The sequence below is a fragment of the Acinetobacter sp. YH12112 genome, assembly GCF_013418945.1.
In the GTDB taxonomy this organism is placed as follows: Bacteria; Pseudomonadota; Gammaproteobacteria; order Pseudomonadales; family Moraxellaceae; genus Acinetobacter; species Acinetobacter indicus.
Genome location: NZ_VPBA01000015.1, coordinates 54,281 through 73,689, shown reverse-complemented (window position 1 = coordinate 73,689; position 19,409 = coordinate 54,281). Strand labels below are relative to the sequence as shown.

At 39.0% G+C, this 19,409-nt stretch carries 15 protein-coding genes and 3 pseudogenes; 3 read left to right on the top strand and 15 right to left on the bottom strand.

Translation table 11 applies throughout. The features are described from left to right. Positions 1 to 216 precede the first annotated feature (216 nt). The 4 genes and pseudogenes from FTU50_RS07575 to FTU50_RS07560 form a co-directional block, all read right to left on the bottom strand. Positions 217 to 888 carry a DUF4145 domain-containing protein gene (locus tag FTU50_RS07575; protein ID WP_179989177.1) on the bottom strand — a complete coding sequence of 224 codons (672 nt, stop codon included), beginning with the start codon at positions 886 to 888 and terminating at the stop codon, positions 217 to 219. 173 nt (positions 889 to 1,061) lie between these two features. Beyond that, a pseudogene (locus FTU50_RS07570) lies at positions 1,062 to 1,466 on the bottom strand (HlyD family efflux transporter periplasmic adaptor subunit); the annotation flags it as partial. Between the two features lie 13 nt (positions 1,467 to 1,479). Beyond that, a pseudogene (istA, locus tag FTU50_RS07565) lies at positions 1,480 to 2,500 on the bottom strand (IS21 family transposase). A 209-nt stretch (positions 2,501 to 2,709) separates the two neighbouring features. After that, positions 2,710 to 3,009 carry a hypothetical protein gene (locus tag FTU50_RS07560; protein ID WP_179989178.1) on the bottom strand — a complete coding sequence of 100 codons (300 nt, stop codon included), beginning with the start codon at positions 3,007 to 3,009 and terminating at the stop codon, positions 2,710 to 2,712. A 156-nt stretch (positions 3,010 to 3,165) separates the two neighbouring features. Between FTU50_RS07560 and FTU50_RS07555 the strand changes: the two genes are divergently transcribed. Further along, entirely contained in the window at positions 3,166 to 4,500 is a 1,335-nt protein-coding gene (locus FTU50_RS07555) for an ISNCY family transposase (protein WP_103254392.1), read from the top strand. Between the two features lie 354 nt (positions 4,501 to 4,854). Here the strand turns inward: FTU50_RS07555 and FTU50_RS07550 are convergent. Together FTU50_RS07550 and FTU50_RS07545 are read right to left on the bottom strand one after the other, a co-directional pair. Continuing rightward, a protein-coding gene (locus FTU50_RS07550; RefSeq protein WP_154320140.1) for an IS3 family transposase occupies positions 4,855 to 6,014 on the bottom strand; the annotation gives its coding sequence in 2 pieces (ribosomal slippage) (positions 4,855 to 5,780 and positions 5,780 to 6,014; 1,161 coding nt in all). A gap of 23 nt (positions 6,015 to 6,037) precedes the next feature. Further along, on the bottom strand, positions 6,038 to 6,466 hold the full coding sequence (locus FTU50_RS07545) for a hypothetical protein (protein WP_373682995.1): 429 nt from the start codon (positions 6,464 to 6,466) through the stop codon (positions 6,038 to 6,040). Between the two features lie 49 nt (positions 6,467 to 6,515). On the opposite strand from FTU50_RS07545, the pseudogene FTU50_RS07540 reads away from it, so the two are divergent. After that, positions 6,516 to 6,824 (top strand): annotated as a pseudogene (locus FTU50_RS07540) (transposase); the annotation flags it as partial. A 49-nt stretch (positions 6,825 to 6,873) separates the two neighbouring features. Here FTU50_RS07540 and FTU50_RS07535 read toward each other — a convergent pair. The 9 genes from FTU50_RS07535 to FTU50_RS07495 form a co-directional block, all read right to left on the bottom strand. Next, positions 6,874 to 7,398 (bottom strand): hypothetical protein, encoded by a 525-nt coding sequence (locus tag FTU50_RS07535; RefSeq protein ID WP_154320138.1) that lies wholly within the window; start codon positions 7,396 to 7,398, stop codon positions 6,874 to 6,876. Positions 7,399 to 7,892: 494 nt separating this feature from the next. Then, the gene (locus FTU50_RS07530) at positions 7,893 to 11,132 is read right to left on the bottom strand and encodes a type I restriction endonuclease subunit R (protein WP_218951739.1); all 3,240 of its coding nucleotides are present in this window, start codon (positions 11,130 to 11,132) and stop codon (positions 7,893 to 7,895) included. Positions 11,133 to 11,216: 84 nt separating this feature from the next. Beyond that, the gene (locus tag FTU50_RS07525) at positions 11,217 to 11,693 is read right to left on the bottom strand and encodes a hypothetical protein (RefSeq protein ID WP_070153126.1); all 477 of its coding nucleotides are present in this window, start codon (positions 11,691 to 11,693) and stop codon (positions 11,217 to 11,219) included. Between the two features lie 28 nt (positions 11,694 to 11,721). Continuing rightward, positions 11,722 to 12,255, bottom strand: coding sequence for a DUF2939 domain-containing protein (locus FTU50_RS07520; RefSeq protein ID WP_167846516.1), 534 nt, complete (start codon positions 12,253 to 12,255; stop codon positions 11,722 to 11,724). Between the two features lie 55 nt (positions 12,256 to 12,310). Next, positions 12,311 to 13,426, bottom strand: a complete 1,116-nt coding sequence (locus tag FTU50_RS07515) for a restriction endonuclease subunit S (RefSeq protein WP_104915058.1) — start codon at positions 13,424 to 13,426, stop codon at positions 12,311 to 12,313. Further along, on the bottom strand, positions 13,423 to 14,970 hold the full coding sequence (locus FTU50_RS07510) for a class I SAM-dependent DNA methyltransferase (protein WP_154320136.1): 1,548 nt from the start codon (positions 14,968 to 14,970) through the stop codon (positions 13,423 to 13,425). Before FTU50_RS07510 ends, FTU50_RS07515 begins: the two co-directional genes overlap by 4 nt. A 227-nt stretch (positions 14,971 to 15,197) precedes the next feature. Next, positions 15,198 to 15,476 carry a hypothetical protein gene (locus FTU50_RS07505; protein ID WP_070153138.1) on the bottom strand — a complete coding sequence of 93 codons (279 nt, stop codon included), beginning with the start codon at positions 15,474 to 15,476 and terminating at the stop codon, positions 15,198 to 15,200. A gap of 105 nt (positions 15,477 to 15,581) precedes the next feature. Further along, on the bottom strand, positions 15,582 to 16,493 hold the full coding sequence (locus FTU50_RS07500) for a ParB/RepB/Spo0J family partition protein (RefSeq protein WP_070153141.1): 912 nt from the start codon (positions 16,491 to 16,493) through the stop codon (positions 15,582 to 15,584). A 13-nt stretch (positions 16,494 to 16,506) separates the two neighbouring features. Continuing rightward, positions 16,507 to 17,280, bottom strand: coding sequence for a ParA family protein (locus FTU50_RS07495; RefSeq protein WP_094069344.1), 774 nt, complete (start codon positions 17,278 to 17,280; stop codon positions 16,507 to 16,509). Positions 17,281 to 18,136: 856 nt separating this feature from the next. Between FTU50_RS07495 and FTU50_RS07490 the strand changes: the two genes are divergently transcribed. After that, positions 18,137 to 19,309: a replication initiation protein gene (locus FTU50_RS07490; protein WP_094069347.1), complete on the top strand. Its 1,173-nt coding sequence runs from the start codon at positions 18,137 to 18,139 to the stop codon at positions 19,307 to 19,309. Positions 19,310 to 19,409 lie beyond the last annotated feature (100 nt).

Sequence of the window (19,409 nt, the reverse complement as noted above, 5' to 3'; positions counted from 1 at the left end):
ACGGTTGCAATAATAAATTATCTTACCGTCAAGTGTATCCCAAGTAACATAACATAAGTTATGCGGAAATCAGACCGCTACTCGACTTGCGTATCAGTCAAACCTACGCAAGTCTGCGTGGCTATGATTTCAATATCTGGAAAATAGATACTCTATTAGTCTCAAATTTGGAACTAGAGTCCACCATTAGATAACGTGGACTCTTTTTTTGTTGTATTAAGAAGCATATTCAAGTAAGAATCTTTCAACATCTCGGATCATATTCTGTACATCGTTATCATTAAATTCCTCAATCTCCCCATGAGCAGCTTTATTTCTTATATGTGCCAAAGTTAAAACTTGCTTATGTTGAAGAGCACTATAGATATTAGCATTTTTTAATTCAGAATTAAGAGCATCAAGTTTTTTAGGTTTAGTAGTACCTTCTTGGCAAATATCAATTCCGTTATTTTTAGCTAATTCTTTAATTGCTGTTTCTAAAACTACACCAGCAGTGACAGCAGAAGCTACTTTATAACCTGAATCAAGGAAATGCTGTGCTTGATCCAACTCACTATCAAAAACCTCTGACTGAATTAGTTTTTTGATTGTGATTAGAAAACCATTTTTTAAATCATCTTCTGCCGCTCTTAAAATTGGAATCACGCGATTTAATATTGCTTTTCTTGTATCCCCCATTCCTGCTTTAAGATTTTTATCAAACTGAGACAAATAATGTGACTTTTCACCACAAGTAATGCTTAATATATTTTTAGATTTCATTTGCCATTCGATAAAAGCTGATTGTAATTCAGGATTATAACCAGATCCAGCGGCTTCACATTTTTGATAGATTGAATCACCTTCTTCTATTAGTGAAGAAAATCGATCTAGTATTTTTTGGGTCATATTTATTCTCAAGTATTAGGTCATTCTGAAGTCGCATAACTTCATTTTATGTTAAATAAGATATCTGAAGATAGCACCCTGCATCGAGCTATGCGGTATTGATAAATATTCAATAAAGTGGAACGTTTTTTTAAAGAACGTTCCACTCAAAGAGTGTGGGGTTCAGCGGACGCTTACCTTTCTCTTAAAGCCTCTTGCGCTTTATTAAATGGTTTTATTAGATAATCTAAGATCGTTTTCTCCCCTGTTTTAATATCGACTGTTGCAACCATGCCAGGAGTAATACTGAATTGTTTGCCTGCTTTATTCATCAATTTTCCTGAATCCGTTCGAATATACACTCGATAATAAAATTGATCTTGCTTAACTTCATCTCTCAAGGTGTCTGGAGAAATAATAGAAACTTTTCCTTTCAACCCACCATAAATAGAATAATCATACGCGGTGATCTTCACCAGTGCATCTTGCCCAGGATGAATAAAAGCAATATCTCGCGGTGAAATACGTGCCTCAACCAAAAGTTGTTCATCCAGCGGAACAATTGTCATCAACTTGCCATTTTGAGAAATCACTCCGCCAATTGCAGATTCATCAGGAAACTCCCAGCAACTGGTCATATACTGATAATGGATGCTGCAAACTCTCGTAGGGCATCACATGCGGTGCCGCTGTAACAGGCACAATGCTGGAAACCGTATTTGATTGCGGTAATGGCGCGAATCTTTGCTGCTCTTGCTGCAGTCGAACAGCTGGTTTTTCTTGCGTGGTTGCATGAATCCGCTGATTGGCGGTTTCATGCAACCACCGACCAATGTGGGCATTAGCAACATCAACATCCAACAATAAGCCTGAAGTCTTAAGGCTTGCTTTCAATTGCACAATAAAGCTTGATTTGAGATATCCATTAAAGCGTTCAACTTTGCCTTTGGTCTGTGCGCGGTAGGGTTTACATACGCGGGAGGCGAAAGCCATATTTCTTGGCACAATCGAGCAGTTTGGGGTTCCATTTGTGCTGCCCCTCCTGATAGGCATCCCGTTCAATCATGATCGTTTTAGCGTTATCAAACAGGATTTCCTGAGGTACGCCCCCAAAGAACTGAAATGCATTTTCCAGACCATCGATCCATGCATCCGTCCGTTCATGATCATAAAATTTCACGAAGGTTGCTCTGGAATAACCTAATGTGGCCACAAAGGCTTTCAAAGTCGTATGGTGACGTCGAATCGTGGTGAAATCAACCTGCATTTGTTGACCAGGTTGGGTTTCAAAACGAATGACGGGTTCTGATTTGGCAACGGGTTTTAATGTTGCAAGATATTCCCTCAATATCCTGATCTTTCCTGGATATCCAAACCCTAAAATCTGCTTATAGAGCACAACGGCAGGAATCCATTCAGGATGAGCTGCATTTACACGTTCAAGCAAATAGGGTTTATATGGATCAAGAATACTTATTCTAGGTTGTGTACGCCGATACTGAGGTGTGGTGTTTTGCCGTAAATATTTACGTACGGTATTCCTGGATACCCCAAGTTCACGACTAATGGCTTTAATGGATTTACCTTGTTGATGAAGAATTTGGATGGTCACTGCTTGCTCCAAAGTTAACATGTTGAGCAGTCCAAAAAGACCGCTATATTAACCAAGGGGGTCAGTTTTAAAATGCCGTTAGAGGGTTATTTTTACACTGCTGCTAACACTTGTTATATTTATGGGACAGCAGTGGCCTTAAGCTCCCATTTTTACTGTATTTTTTTGAAATTTCGTATAACCACCATTATGTTAAATGGTAGGGGATTCTAAGTACGAGATTAGAAAATTTAGTCTTTAAGAGGAGAAATTTGTTCTAGCTTATCTTCAGGATTATTTTCTCTAATATGTATAATTCGATCATAATTTTCTACTCCTCGTAAGTGAGGTGGTGCAAATGCTGGATACTTGTTGAAAAAGTGCATTTTAATATTTAGTGCATGGTCTAAAATAAAAGCGCATTCAATTCCATAGTACTTATCATTAATAAAAAAATTGTCTGTAGTTTCTATTAGTTCTTGGATAGCTAAATCCAATTTTTGAATTTTTTCATTAATATCTTTAGTTTTATCTTCTATCTTTTTGTCCATTGGTATCACCTATAGAATTAAGTTCCCCTAAAATTAACATAATACACCTTATACGAAATCGAAATGTTAGAACCCATTTAAAGTGTCTGTATTCTCACCAATAAAAATGTCTAGTTTATGATGATTTAACCATCATGGACTGGATATGAAATATAGATGCTGATCACTATGTCTGACAAAGAAATTCAACGTCTTGCGGTTCTGCAAGACGTTCGAGATCATCGTATTACCCAAGTCCGTGCTGCTGAAATCCTGAATCTTTCCACCCGTCAAATTACCCGGTTATTGCAGAAGCTCAATCAAGATGGTGTTTCAGGTCTGGCTCATGCCAGTCGTGGTCAACCTGGCCATCGTCGCCATGATGACTTGTTAAAAGCAAAGTGCCTTTCCATTATTTCTGAACATCTGCTGGGCTTTGGGCCCACCTTGGCGCATGAGAAGCTCAGCAGCATGTTTGAGCTGAATATTCCTGTGGAAACAGTTCGTCGCTGGATGACTGCCAATGAGCTCTGGATTCCGCGATCCAAGCGTCTGAAACGTCCATATCAGCCTAGATATAACCGTGATTGCTTCGGTGAACTGATCCAGATTGATGGCTCCTATCATGACTGGTTTGAAGGACGATCCGCCAAATGCTGTTTGCTGGTTTATATCGATGACGCCACTGGAAAGCTGTTGCATCTGCGCTTTTGTGAGGCTGAAACGACCTTCGACTATATGCTTTCCACGAGAGCCTACATTAAGCAATATGGCAAGCCTTTGGCCTTTTATAGCGATAAACACTCAGTATTCCGAGTGAATCAGAAATCGAGCCAAGACAGCAAGATCACGCAATTTGGGCGGATTCTGAATGAGTTAAACATCGATATTATTTTTGCCAACTCACCACAGGCCAAAGGACGTGTGGAACGTGCTAACAGGACACTTCAGGATCGTCTGATCAAAGAGATGCGTCTGGAAGGCATCAGTTCGATTGCTGAAGCCAATGCTTGGCTACCCTGCTTCATTGAGCAGTTCAATCAGAAGTTCGCCAAGTGTGCGCGTAACTCAAAGAATTTACATCGACCATTAACCGAATCTGATCTTGAACTGGATGATATTTTTACCTGGCAGGAACCACGTAAGGTCACCAAGAATCTAACCCTGACGTATGACAAATGTATTTATATGCTTGAACCGACTGAATTGAACCAGAAATTAGTTGGACAATACATTTCATTTCTGGAGTACCCGGATGGCACTGTTGCGATCATGTATGAAGGACGGAAGATCAACTACAGTATCTTCAATAAACTGACTGGACTGCAGCAGAATGAAGTGGTTGAGAATAAACGGTTAGGCGCAGTTCTGGCCCATATCCAACAACAGCATGAAGAGTTGGAAAAACAGAATAAACGTTCCCGTGCCAAGAAAAGTATGCCGAGTCGTAAAGCTCAGAAAGCTAGCAATGAACAAAGAAATTTAAATCCTGTTCTTGACTCTTGCAGTTAAAAACAGGACATTTTAAATGGTTTATCGCATAGACATTTTAATTGGTGAATAACACACAAAAATCAAAAATGGGAGCCTTAAGCTCGCATTTTTATTGTATTTTTTTGAAAATTTCGTATAACGCCCATTATGTTAAATAGAATAGAATTTGAACGATAAAAAATTAACAGTCATACATTATCATTAACAAATAATAGGGGACATTTTTTATGGGTGATAAATTGAAAGAAATACCAGCACTTACTGGGTGTTTTATTGCGGGTACTCTAGTGCGTGTACAGAGGGATCTAAATTTACCACGGAGAATTTGGAAAAAAATCGAAGATATACAGGTAGGTGATCTAGTTTTTGATCCTAGACAGTATCGTGGACAACAAATCCCTCTAAATTCTTGAAATATTTCTGTTCAAAGGCTTCTGGGCTTAAACAGCCGTTTGCAGAATGTCTTCTGATTCGATTGTAATAAATCTCAATATAGTCAAACAAGACAGCATTCGCTTCTTTTCGAGTGGCAAATACACTGCCATGGACCACATGAACTTTCAATGTATGAAAGAAGCTTTCGGTCACTGCATTATCCCAGCAGTTTCCCCTGCGTGACATACTTTGAACGCAGTTATTCGTCAATAATAGCGCCCTAAAATCACGACTACAGTACTGTGAGCCTTGGTCCGAATGTACCATGACACCCATTGGATACCCCTGACGAGCCATTGCATAATGAAACGCATCACATACCAATTGACGGTCTATTCGATAGCTGGTTTGCCAACCGACAATACGACGGCTGAATAGATCCAGCATCACACATAAATACAGCCAACCTTGCTTAGTACGGATATAGGTAATATCTGTTGTCCAGATCTTATTGGGTTCATTGACCGTAAATTGACGATCTAACAAGTTAGGTGCTGTAGGCAAACGATGGTTTGAATCAGTCGTATGCTTGTATTTACGTGCAATCCTGCTACGTAAACCAAGCTTTTTAAGCATTCTTCCAACGGTTCGTTCGCTCATGCTGTAACCTAAATCATGCATGTCATGTACCAATGAAGGTGCACCCAATCGTGCATGATGCTGCCAATATACGGCTTTTAAATCATTATATTTCTGCGCTAGATTGGTCTGGCGCTTTCGCCAGGCATAATAGCCTGAAGTGCTGACACCCAGGCATTTACAGACAGAAGATACAGTGACTTCATTCACATCCAGATCTTGAATTACCGTGTACTTTTCTTGGCATGATCTGTCAGAAAGTACACATGCGCTTTTTTTAAGATGTCATTGACTTCCCTAAGCTGTTTGACTTCTTTCTCTAATTCCAATATCCGCTGTTGTTCTGGTGAAAGTTGACGTTTGCTTGAACCCACTGGATTGGCTTCACGAATCCATTTGTCTAAAGTTGAATAACCCACACCTAATTTCTGGGCGATTGCAGCTGTAGGCTCGTGTGAGTTTGAAAGTGCATAATCAATTGCTTGCTGTTTAAATTTGGGATTAAAACGTTTGGCCATTTCTTGGATCTCCAAAGTTAACGTTACGTTATCTTTAGAGGGAAGTACTGTCCATTATTTTGGCTAGGATCAACATGATGAAATAGCTCTCTTAAAATCAAAGGTTCAGCTTGATCAAATGCAATATCCCTAGTCTGAACGATCTGCTTCAAGAATTTATTCACATTGTTGTCGATATGAGTGACTGTGATCTCCTGCCAGATACTAGGCACAATCAGGGCTAAAGGACGTATTTTATAAAAATGAGAGGCAATATTAATCCCATACGGATCAAGATCACCATAAAATGCCAACAAGCAGTTATCCGATACTTGTTCTAATAATTTAACTACTGTTTTAATGTTGGCCCCATGCCCACGATAGACAAACAGGCTCGACTGCCACTCAAGAGGCAACTGCATATACCAATCAAATACCCTATTCATCATGGCACCATTTTCAATAATAATGATGCGCTGTATCGATTGTATGTCATCCCTGGATGAATTTGGTCAAAAGTGAGACGATAAATATCCTCAAATCAGTAAATCATGGCTTGCCAACTGGTCGAATCTCAACACGTTCTTTGCCTATCCAATGGACATTCGCAAGGCGATTTATACCACCAATGCAATTGAATCCTTGAACAGTGTCATTCGCCATGCCACCAAGAAAAGAAAAATCTTCCCAACCGATGAATCTGTGAAAAAAGTGGTATATTTAGCGATTATGGCAGCAAGCAAAAAATGGACGATGCCCATTCAGAATTGGAAAGCTGCCATGAATCGTTTTAGTATCATGTTTGATGAACGTGTAACCAAGTATTTTTAAAACCACATTTACACAGAATTATTTACACCCTCATTAAATAGTGTAATTATCAGTAGATACCAAATTTACAATCTTCAATGGCTTGCATTTTTTTAGTAGTTGACTCAGCCAACGTTTTACGTTGCTCTTGAATTGCAGGGTCACGAGTAAAAATAGGTAGTTCTTTAACTTTAGTCCGATATTCTGTTTCAATTTCATGACACACTTTAATATTTTCTATTGTTTTATTGACAAAATTTTCATCTACTTTTTTGTACTGATTTTTAGAAATACGTAATGTTTGACCATCATCAGATAAATGTAAGGGCATAGCAGCTAAACCATTATTAACCGCTAAAGTATCATCTTTTTTTTCCAATACGAGAGAACTTCCCTCTTTACCATTCACCACATTACTACGAGCAACCACATTTTCTTTAAGAATATAACTATCTTTACCCTCTTTAAAAATTTGCATAATGCGCTTTCCTTGCACATTTTCTAATTGCCAGTAGCCAACCATTTTGTCATGTTTATTACCACAAGCTGATAAAAAAACCGTCGACATTGATAATAAGATTACTAACTTTTTCATAAGTAAACCTCTGAAAATAATAAAGATTCTTCTAAGCACAACTTTTTATAACTATCACTAGTCGTTTTTAGGTTAAACTGAAATATATCAAAAAATAAATAAAATACATACATTTATTTTTAATTGAATTATTTCAAGTGGAAACTACACCCCAAATTTGCTAAATAGGTTTTCCAGCGTTTCAGTTATACAATGTTTTATGAGATCTGGACTAAATTCAACAGCATCATGAAAAGTTAGAACAACAAAATATCCGAAACTATTCCCAAAAGATGTCAAACAGGAAGCCCATTTGAAACTTTACTTAATGGAAAACGAATTTGGGCTGATAAGAATTTAGCCCAAATTTAACCTGACAGGCACAATAAAAAACGGGGAACTGTCAGATCAGTTTTGAGCTAGTATAAGTGAAGGGTTGTCCTTGTTAGCAGCAGTGTAAAAATGCCCCCTTGGTTATGGTTAATATAGCGGTCTTTTTGAACACTATCTGTACCCTATTCTTTTGAACTGGAAAGCTCTTCAGCCAACTGCTCAGCCTGTTCCAATACAGTTTCTGTAGCCAATAAAGCCATATCAGGTGGATAGCCATACTTCTTCAGCAATCTCTTCACGATGACTCTTAACTTTGCTCTAGCAGCTTCCTTGATCGTCCAATCCAAAGTCACATTCTTACGAATAGAATCAGTGAGTACGACTGCAAGTTCTCTCAATATGTCTTTCTGCATCAATTCTCGAGCACTGTCATTGTCTGCTACTGCTGAGTAGAACGCATATTCGTATTCAGTCAGGTTGAGTTCTTCAGCCAGTTTGTCTGACTCCTGAATTGTCTTAGCTAACTTGATCAGTTCATCAATGACTTCTGCTGCAGTAAGTACCTTGTTCTGATAACCCTTAATTGCTGAACTCAACATATCCATGAGCTTCTTACCTTGGGTGACACTGCGTTGCTCTCGTACCTTAATCTCATCACCAAGTAACTTCTTAAGTGTTTCAAGCGCAATGTTCTTATGCTTATAGTCTTTCATCTCCTGCATAAACTCATCAGAGAGAATCGAGATATCTGGTTTCTGAATCCCTGCAGCATCGAAGATATCTACCACTTGCTCTGTGACTAGAGCTTGGTCAATGGTTTGCTTTACCTTGGCTTCAAGCTCAGCATTACTTAAGCCAGAAATCTTGCCTGTACCATCACTAAACTTAGCAAGACGTGCTTTGACTGCTTGGAAGAATGCCACCACTGGTGCAGCTTCCATAGCATGTGGATGAGGTACAGCTAATGCGAATGCCTGTGACATCGCTGTGACTGCTGTCAGGAAGCGAGTCTTCCCTTCTCCTTGATCTACACCAAGGATATGCTCTTCCGCTTCTAAAATGATGTTGAGCTTACGAGAAGTATCTGCAGTGAAGTACTCTTGGTAGTTGAAGCCATGCAAAATGCCATCAAGCACTTCTAGCTTTTCTTGCAGGATCGTTGCAGCTTCATCCTGCACCAATGCAGGATCACCTTTACCACCTGCTTCTGAGTAAAACGATAAGGCTTCTTTCAAGTCAGATGCGATACCAAGATAGTCCACAACCAAGCCACCAGCCTTGTCTTTGTAGACACGGTTGACTCGTGCAATCGCTTGCATGAGGTTGTGACCTTTCATTGGTTTGTCGATGTAAAGGGTGTGCATACTTGGGGCATCGAAACCAGTCAGCCACATATCACGAACAATAACGAGTTTGAGCTTATCATCATTGTCTTTCATACGATCTGCTAAGCGTTGGCGCTGTTGCTTGGTAGAGTGATGTTTAGCAATCACCTCACCATCTGAAGCTGAGGCAGTCATCACAACTTTGATTACACCATCATTCAGATCATCACTGTGCCACTCTGGTTTGATCTTTACAATCTCGTTGTAAAGGTCTACAGCGATCCTGCGAGACATGCTGACGATCATGCCTTTGCCTTGGTTTGCATTGGCTTTAAGACGCTGCTCAAAGTGTTCTACGATGTCCTTTGCAATGGCTTTGATACGTTCTTTACTGCCGATCAAACCTTCGACTCTTGCCCACTTCGCACGTTCTTTTTGAGTTTGGTTTAAGTCATCTTCAGTAAACTGGTCATCAAAGTCTTCAATCAGCTCTTTGCCTTCCTCACTGATGGCAATCTTAGCTAGGCGGCTTTCATAGAAGATACGAACAGTTGCACCATCCTCCACTGCTTGCGAGATGTCATAGATATCTACATAGTTCCCGAAGACTGCAGGTGTGTTTACATCCGTCTTCTCAATTGGTGTTCCTGTGAAACCAAGGTAAGTAGCATTAGGAAGTGCATCACGCATGTACTTGGCAAAACCATAGACAGTACGTTTACCGACAACCTTGCCATCTTCATCTTTGACATCGACTTCCTTGGCATTAAAGCCATACTGAGAACGATGTGCTTCATCTGCAATCACGACAATGTTGGTTCGGTCTGACAGTTGCTCGTAGACGCTAGTGCCATCATCCGGTTGGAACTTTTGGATGGTGGTGAAGATCACGCCACCTGAACCCACCTTGAGTAACTCTTTGAGTTCTTCTCGGCTGTCTGCTTGTCGTGGTGTTTGTCTAAGGAGTTGGCTTGATGCAGCGAATGTACCAAAGAGCTGATCATCTAGATCATTACGATCTGTGATCACAACGACTGTTGGATTATCCAAAGCCAAGACAATCTTGCCTGTGTAGAAAACCATAGACAAAGACTTACCTGAGCCTTGGGTATGCCATACCACACCGGCTTTCTTGTCACCGACTGCTTGTTGCTGTACCAATTCGAGCTTACTTCTACCTTGATGTTGCATGGCAACTTCTGCTGATTTCGAGTCCGAGTTCACTGCAGACGCACGAATAGTCGAGAGGACTGCTGCATTCACTGCATAGTACTGATGATATGCAGCCATCTTCTTGATGGTCTTAATGGTGATTAAGCCATTGGTATCCTCGTGCTTCGTTGATTCATAGACAATGAAGTGTCGAATCATGTCGAGTAGTGTGACTGGATTCAGTAAACCATGAATCAGGACTTCTAGCTGTGCTTGTGTCTTCTTGGCTTTGGTTTGACCATTGTTTGTCTTCCACGCCATGTAGCGACTGTAGTCTGCTGAGACAGTACCTGCTTTCGCCTCTAAACCATCAGAGATGACGTTGAAAGCATTGTAGGTAAACAAGCTAGGGATTTGGCTTTGATAGGTCTGTATTTGCTTGTATGCGCCTTCTACAGTGGCATTCTCGTCTGTTGCATTCTTGAGTTCAATGACCACCAAGGGTAAGCCATTCACATACAAGATAATGTCTGGTCGTCTTGTCCAGCGATCTTCTTTGATGGTTACTTGATTGACGACAAGGAATTCGTTATTGGTTGGATTCTCAAAGTCAATCAACCAAGCATACTCACCTTGAGTGTTACCCTCTTTGCTCACCTCAATGTTAATGCCCTCAGTGAGCAGTCGGTGGAATGCTTGGTTATTACTGAGTAGATCAGGGGATTGAATATTGGTGACTTGCTTTAGTGCTTCAGTACATTTGTCTTGGCTTAAATGAGGATTTAAGCGTTGTAATGCATCAAGCACTTTGTCTTCCAAGATGACCTGCTTATAGCTTCGTAGAGGGTTAGTGCCCTTCGATTCAATCTCAGGTCCATACACATAGGTATAGCCCAATCCCTCTAGTTGCTCTATCGCCATCAGCTCAATGTCTGATTCGGTCATCTTAGTCACTTGATTATTTCCCCCTAAACTTATCCATATAACCTGGACTCATTAATTTTTTATATGATGTAAAGCTAAGAAACCTTATTCATCGTCCTGCACGTTATAGCCATACTTCTGCACAGCATTCTCAATAGCGCCCTCAAACTTATGGCAAACATATAGATAGAGTTCAGCATCTACCATCAGTACTCCAGGAACACCTAAACCATCATTGAGTGGAATCAGAGTCTTTTGTGAACCAATCTGAACTGTTGGTCGTTGGTATGAGCAATTCACAGTGACTTTATGTGGCGATCTATTCCAGTCAATTTTCTTGGCTTCCCACTCACGACTACCGCCCAGCAAGGTGACTTGAATCTTGGATTCAGTCGCTGTCTTATTCAGTTGTTTGTAAGAGACAAACTTGGCGACTGAACAAGGAGAGTGATAACAGGTTTCTATGACTTTACCTTTTTGTATGCCGCTATGATTGAATTTAGCCGGTGCTGCTTGAACGGTTGCAGCAAAGCTAACTACAGCAATCAAGCCAAATCCCATTTGAATCATGCGCTTTATCATTCTGTTTTTCCTCTTTGTTCTCTTTTACTTAATCCATCGGCACAGCGATCTTATTCACTTTCCAACTCAAACCATCACGAACCATTTTGACAGTGACGGCTTTGGAATCATTTGGATGTTGGATCACAACCTCAAAGTCACTGAATGAGGTATAGCGAGTTTTGTACTCTGCTTGATCTTCTTCTTTGGTTTCTGTTGTTGATGCTCCCTGTGATGAATGTGCTGCATCTTTAAGGTCTTTGCCTTGCATCATCATGGTCATCCCTTCAGGTGTGACAAAACCATCAATCATCTTGTCTACCATGGTAGATGCAAGCATGGCACCTAGTGCTGCGAAACCATCATCTTTATGGGTTGCCATCTCTTTCATCATCATGGCATTCATTTGATCTTTGAAGCTCTGACGCACACTTGGATAGTCGATGTACTTGGACACCTTTTCGCTATCACCTACTTGTGCAGCATTCTTGATGTTATTGATGGCAATGTATGGCGAAGCATACAAGTAGCCACAGATCACTACGACTAAGGCAATGATTGCCCCTATAATTTTTTTATTCAATTCAGCCCCCTGAATGTAAAAAAGGTGAAGCCATCAAATGACTTCACCTCAAATGTTATGCAACTTCTTCTGTTTGGTATTGGACTCTGACTTCGCCGCTCATCAGCTTAGGAAGCAAGGTATCTCGTAGTTGTTCAAGTGTTTGGATTTGCTTCTTGTTAGATGAAACCTTTTGCATCGAAGGAGTAATCAACAGCGAATACTCTTCAAGGTAGTCTAAACTTGGAGTCTTAAAAGAGATATTTAACATATCTTCTGGCTTAACCCTTTGATGACTGCCACTGGTTCCCGAAGCACTCATTGCTAATTCATCAATAACATCTCTTGAATTGAATAAGCTATACAAGAACATTAAATGAGATCCTACTTTAGGCTTCAAATTCTGAAACTCTGTTGAACATACATAATTATCTTTGACATCAGTTAATAACCATATACGAGGCACTCTTGGATTCAGCTTTGAGACTAAAATTGAGTTCTCACATACTCTGTACTTATTACTCAGAATTTCCGCACCCAATTCAATAGTAGGCTTTTCTCCTGAATCAAAAGCAGGCAAACTAAAATGATAGTATGTCTTAAGAGGATCTTTTGATGGGTTCACATTGTCTTTGATATGAGTAGCTATATCACTTACTAGTAAATCATCCCAATCCTCTTTCGCTTCCTCAATAAACCATTGACGAAACAGTGTTTCAGCCATGGCTTCCAAAGTCTTGTTCTGACAGTGCAGTAAGTCGATCTTGTCATCTAATGATGAAAGGATTGAGGCTATGGCTTTTTGTTCAGGGAGAGACGGAAAGCATATCTCTTCTTGATGAACATCATTACGGTTAACTCCAGGCACCGCACTTTTGTCACTAAATTTTTCCCAATCCAATGTTTGCAAAAAGTAGTAGATGAACTTTTTGTCATTCCCCTTAAAGTCGTTTACATAAAGAGATGTGTTTAATGGCCAAAATGGTACATCACTGAAAAAAACTGAACCAATGGTTCCATATCGGCCCGTCACAACACCTGATTCATTTACTTTGGCTTCATTATGAAAATCAGCAAAACCTGAAGAAGCAATGATGGGAACACTACCAGAAACACGAGATTGCTTTGGTAAGTCATAACCACGTTTTAGGGTAAAGAAGCTATCTAATCGCCCAACCTGCCACTCACTCATACAACCACCTTTGCTAAGTTCTCAGCAATGGCTTGGTTTAGCTTGGCTTCCTCAGCAAGCTGTGCTTCAAACTCTGCCTTTAAGCTTGTAAAGCGTACCTTGAAGTCGAACTCATCTTCATCATCAGCTAAACCAACATAACGACCTGGCGTCAGTACATAATCAAGCTCAGCGACTTTCTCAAGTGGTACAGATGCACAGAAGCCTGCAACATCCTCATACTCACCACCCTTGTTACGCCAATTGTGGTAAGTGTCTGTGATGAGCTTAATATCTTCATCAGACAAGACTTTGGTTCTGCGGTTAATCAGATGACCTAGGTTACGAGCATCAATGAACAGAATCTCATTGCTACGATCTTGGTATTGGCTTGAGTTAACACGGTCACGACGCATAAACCATAAAGCAGCAGGAATCTGTGTGTTCAGGAACAGCTTGGCAGGTAGGTTCACAATACAGTCGATGACATTGGCTTCTGAAACCAAGGCTTTACGAATCTCACCTTCACCACTGGTCTTAGAGGTTAATGCACCTTTAGCAAGCACAACGCCTGCCTGACCTTTAGGACTCATGTGATACAAGAAGTGTTGCATCCATGCGAAGTTCGCATTGCCTGCAGGTGGTGTACCTAGAGACCAACGAGCATCACCCACTAACTGCTCACCGCTCCAATCAGAGACGTTGAATGGTGGATTAGCAATGATGTAATCCGCTTTCAGGTCTTTGTGTGCATCATTCAGGAATGAACCCTCAGAGTTCCATTTCACATGCTCTGAGTTAATGCCACGAATGGCTAAGTTCATCTTGGCCAAACGCCAAGTTGTCTGGTTACTTTCTTGACCATAGATGGAGATGTCGTCCACTAAACCCTGATGCGATTCTACGAATTTCTCAGACTGTACGAACATACCACCTGAACCACAGCAAGGATCGAATACACGTCCTTTGTATGGCTCTAGCATTTCAACCAATAAGCTCACGATGGATTTAGGCGTGTAGAACTGCCCACCTTGCTTACCTTCAGCTAAAGCGAACTCACCTAGGAAGTACTCGAATACGTGTCCTAAAACGTCGGCAGAGCGATCTTTTGCATCACCTAGGGCAATGTTACCAATGAGGTCTATCAGCTCACCTAGGCTCGTAGGATCGAGATTTTGACGTGCATAGACTTTAGGTAGTACACCTTTGAGCTGAGGGTTCTCATTCTCAATGGCTTCCATTGCATCGTCTACAATCTTACCAATGGTGACTTGCTTTGCTTGGTTTAACAGGTATGACCAACGTGCGATCTCAGGAACGAAGAAGACGTTGTATGCAGTGTATTCATCACGATCTTCAGGATCAGCTCCTGCAAACTCTCCCTCACCTTCAACCAATAGGTTGTAGTGAGCTTCAAATGAGTCAGAGATGTACTTGAGGAAGATCAAACCAAGGACTACATGCTTGTACTCAGCAGCATCAATGTTCTTACGAAGTTTGTCTGCAGCTTTCCAAAGAATGACCTCAATGGGTTCTTGTTTGGTTTGCTTTGGAGTACGTGCCATGGAATTGTCCTGCAATGAATAGGTTATCTAGTTTTAGTTAAACCAATAGTACCCAATAATACGCTCGTGTGTAAGTATTGATACGTCATTTCTTGTCGTACAATTTAAGTATTAAAAAAGTGTAGCAAGTTGCTACACTTTTCAGACTAATCACAAACCCCACTTTAGCGATCGTTAAAGTGGGGGTATTTTCTAAACTTCTATCGCTTATTCATAGTGATTTATTTTTAAGCGTATTGATGGCTAAAAAATACAATAAAAATTAACTTCGATAAGTGCAAGGCGATTTTCTTCAAGTTTTGTGCTGTAACTGACAGTAAACATTGCTGCGTTACTTGCATAACAGAGACCCTGTAATTATTTTGCAACGGCAAAATTCGTTCAACAGTCTCCTTATCGGGACAATATAGATGCGCGACACGTTCATGAATGATATTGAGATCAATCGCTTTGTCTATTTTACGTATAAGATAATTTTTAGGAATAAACTCTTCTAGCGTAACCATATCAATTTCAGTTTGGGTGGTATAATTTTTCGCATGTGATAATTATAAAAAATTCTCACGTAAGTGTGAGAGTTTTATGAGCAAACTGAAAAGTGTAGCAAGTTGCTACACTTTTTCACTTTTCTGAATAAGCTGTTTTAAAAAATCTTCTAGTTGTAAAAGACTAGCTTCATCAATTTCTGAAATTTTAAGAGAGATATTGAGCTGTTTTTGATTCAGTTTGATATTTCCAGCAACCTTACCATCATATTCGATTTTTCTTACCACTGATGTCGTGGTTACTTTTTCTGGATCTTGACTCAATAGTTTTTCAGCATAAGAAGTAACTTTGCTTTGCTCCAGTTTTTTTTCTTTTAATTTCTCCCAAGCACCGAGTAAAGCTGTTTCCGCCTCCGAAAGTTGCTCTATATGATCCGATAAAAATTTCTTGAACGCTGTTGCAGCAGTACGACCGACTAGACCTGGCTCCAAATCCAGGTCATTCAACATTGCTTTAGGCAGCTTTTCATACGATAGATATTTGTACATATCTTCGCGATTTAAACCCAATGAATTAGCTAAACGTTGCTTGTTCTTCTTCAACTTTTCATCAAGTGAGTTCAAACCAATAAAAATTTCATAATCTGTCAGATCTTGACGCTTTAAATTTTCAGCTAGGGTTAACAAAGATGCTTCTTCATCATTAGCATCAATGATAATGGCTTCAATCACCGACTTGCCGAGTAATTGATGCGCCCGTAAGCGTCGCTCGCCTGCAATCAGTTCATATTTCAGATTATCAAGTTTACGCACTGTAATGGGCTGCAAAAGGCCGATTTCATTAATAGAATCCGCCAGTTCTTTTAATTGAGAATCTTCAAATACTTTACGCGGTTGGTTGGGACTGCGACTGATATCCTCAATAGGAACATTACGTCTAAATTCTTTTAGCTCTTTAATATTGTCTTTCTGTGCTTGCTGATGTTTTTCTGTATTTTGTTTCAATTTTTGAGCTAAAAGCTCTTTAGTGCTTGCCATAATACTCTCAGGTTTAAACTTTCGCTACAATTTCATAAGCAAGGCTTTCAAAAGCCTTACGTACTTTTGAATTTTTTTCTACTTTCAAAAGTGGCTGTTGCAGAATTGCTGCTTGATTAACTTTAGTACTTTGAGGAATGGTAGTTTGTAAAATTTTTCCAACCTGTTTTAAAGCTTCATCCCGAATCAATTTACAAACATTCTGACGTTCATCATGTTTAATCAGTAAAGCGCCTAAAAGCTCTAAATCTGGATTAATACGTTTTATCTTTTCAAGATGGTTTAAAAGATCTGTTACCCCATACAGTCCATATTGTGATCCAGATTCGATAGGGATAATGACATGTGTTGATGATGCTAAGGCATTACTGGTTAATAGTTTAAGACTAGGTGGGCAATCAATTAATATGAAGTCGTAAAGATCTTTTAACAGTTCTAGCTTGATGCTTAATTCTTCTGAAGGACGAGGAGCTTCTTCTTTAAGCTGGTCTTCAGTTTTTCCTAAATTTAATGAGCCATAAATTAATGATACTTTTTCAAAGTTTGTTTCTTCTTGTAATGCATCAGCTAATAATGAAATATCACCAACGAGTAATTCTGCTGAAGTAACAACAATTTCGCTTGGATGTTGGATCCCAATGTGTAAACTTGCGTTTGCTTGAGGATCTAAATCAATGACTAAAACTTTATTGCCAAGATTTGCAAGTTCAGAGGCTAGATGTACAACGGTCGTTGTTTTGCCACATCCACCTTTGTGGTTAGCAACCGTAATAATTTTTGCAGACATACGTGTCAGATGCTTCCGTATTTGAATGTTTAACAATATAAATAACTTTCACTCATCATACTATAGTTTTTAAATTTATAAATCTTATTTATTTAGGTGTAAAACAACTTAAAAAACTAATTTTTAAATAAGCTAGCTTAATTAATAATTAGTATAATTATTTATTTAGCTAATTAATAATTAAGACTGTTTTTTTGCTATATAAAACAAATGCTTATAAGTTTAAAAGTGGAGGGCTTGTCACCGTAAAGTGGAAGGTTTGTCACTCAAAGGTGGAAGGTCTGTCACTCAAAGGTGGAAGGTCTGTCACTCAAAGGTGGAAGGTCTGTCACCGTAAAGTGGAAAGTTTGTCACAAGAGTGGAAGGTTTGTCACTACTATTTTTAAAAAGGTTATATTTTTTAAAAAACTCTTGCAAAAATAAATACTTAATTTGTTGATAAAGTTGGCTAAACAATCTTTAAGGGTGGAAGGTTTGTCACTATGTGTTAGCACCCTGTGGATAAATTTTTTTTATTGGATATTTCCTGATGATTATCTATTCATTTATACCTTTCAAATCTAATGAAAGGTGGAAGCCTTGTCACATCTAGGTTTCTATCTGACATAGCATACCTAAATTTGGAAGAAATAAGTGAAAATGGGTATTTTGAACTGTTAGTTTAGAGCTAAAGGTGGAAGGTCTGTCACTATATGGTGGAAATAATATATTTCATTCCACTTTAAGGACAATAAATCGTCAAAAATGCATATTTCTGATGACAAGCCTTCCACTCTTAGATTCTTGTGGTGAAAGTCTTGAAAGTTTTTCCACTTTTGTATATAAAAATAGAATTAAATATATAAATATCACGGTTATGACAGAATCAGAATCATTGCAAGAAGAATTGAATCATATTCCTTACTGTATAGGCAATATTCGTCATAATGGCGTTGTTAGCACTAGTAACCGCTTAATTCGCCCAATTGAGTTATCAGCCAATGAATATAAGGCGCTCCTATATGCAATGGCTGTTGCAAATTATAGTGAGAAAAATAGGGTAAATGGTGAAATCACAGAACAAACCTATATTTATCTGTATAAGGATGATTTGGCAGATTTACTAGGATTGAATAAACGCAATTCGATTAATGTTGCAATAGACCGGATTTATAAAGAACTTTCATCTAGGGTGGCTCATTTTATTATTGAGGAACCTACTGATGATGGTAAGAGAAAGACTAAAAAAGTACATTCTGTCGTTCCTATTATCCGTGAGTTAAGATGGGAAGATGATTCTAAAAATGCCATTCAGATTCGTTTTACCAGTGAGGTGTTACCGTATTTCACGCAGTTGGCTGGGGGGAATTTCACCACCTATCAATTGAAACATCTGTTTGCCTTGGATTCTGTTGCTAGTATGAGTCTTTATACGTATTTCATTAAAAATGAATTCAAGTACGCAAGCCAAAAGAGTTATGAAGTCCCAATGCTTTTAGAAAACTTGAAAGCTCTGATTGATATTAATGAAACTAAATATGATCGCTGGGTAGATTTTAGACGCTATGTATTAGATAAAATAGTTGCAGAAATTAACGAAAATACAGATCTACAACTAGAGTATGAAACCATAAAAAAAGGGCGCCCAATTGTGGGGGTGAATTTTAAACTGCATCAGCGTATTACTGATAAAACACTAAATGAAACTGCTGTAATTGAAAAAATTTATCTTGATGTTCCATTTGAAGAGAATGCATTAGTAAAAGAATTGGGGGCAAAATTCGATACGAATGTACGTTCCTGGTACATTTTTAATAATGATGAAAAGTATTCGCAGTTCAAGAAGTGGTTTAAAAAAATTGGTTGTCTCACTGACTCTCAAGCAAATATTGTTATTAATGACACTTTATTCCAAATGGATTTTGCTGAAGTTGGTATGAGCTTGAATGACTTTAAACGTAATATGAAGCATAAACTAAAAAATAATCCGGAATTTGTACAAAGTATTCGTGATAGGCTGAATGATATTTTTGGTAAAGAGCTTGTCTAAGGAAAAGTGTAGCAACTTGCTACACATTTTTTAATGTATCACTGAAGAATTCAAGTACTAAGAAAATTGGATACAAAATATCTGTGTGTATAGCTGAATG

Bases quoted from the DNA above. Each gene is read 5' to 3' on its own strand.
- FTU50_RS07575 (WP_179989177.1), bottom strand. From the start codon at position 888: ATGACCCAAAAAATACTAGATCGATTTTCTTCACTAATAGAAGAAGGT.
- FTU50_RS07560 (WP_179989178.1), bottom strand. From the start codon at position 3,009: ATGGACAAAAAGATAGAAGATAAAACTAAAGATATTAATGAAAAAATT.
- FTU50_RS07555 (WP_103254392.1), top strand. From the start codon at position 3,166: ATGCTGATCACTATGTCTGACAAAGAAATTCAACGTCTTGCGGTTCTG.
- FTU50_RS07535 (WP_154320138.1), bottom strand. From the start codon at position 7,398: ATGAAAAAGTTAGTAATCTTATTATCAATGTCGACGGTTTTTTTATCA.
- FTU50_RS07530 (WP_218951739.1), bottom strand. From the start codon at position 11,132: ATGACCGAATCAGACATTGAGCTGATGGCGATAGAGCAACTAGAGGGA.
- FTU50_RS07525 (WP_070153126.1), bottom strand. From the start codon at position 11,693: ATGATAAAGCGCATGATTCAAATGGGATTTGGCTTGATTGCTGTAGTT.
- FTU50_RS07515 (WP_104915058.1), bottom strand. From the start codon at position 13,426: ATGAGTGAGTGGCAGGTTGGGCGATTAGATAGCTTCTTTACCCTAAAA.
- FTU50_RS07510 (WP_154320136.1), bottom strand. From the start codon at position 14,970: ATGGCACGTACTCCAAAGCAAACCAAACAAGAACCCATTGAGGTCATT.
- FTU50_RS07505 (WP_070153138.1), bottom strand. From the start codon at position 15,476: ATGGTTACGCTAGAAGAGTTTATTCCTAAAAATTATCTTATACGTAAA.
- FTU50_RS07500 (WP_070153141.1), bottom strand. From the start codon at position 16,493: ATGGCAAGCACTAAAGAGCTTTTAGCTCAAAAATTGAAACAAAATACA.
- FTU50_RS07495 (WP_094069344.1), bottom strand. From the start codon at position 17,280: ATGTCTGCAAAAATTATTACGGTTGCTAACCACAAAGGTGGATGTGGC.
- FTU50_RS07490 (WP_094069347.1), top strand. From the start codon at position 18,137: ATGACAGAATCAGAATCATTGCAAGAAGAATTGAATCATATTCCTTAC.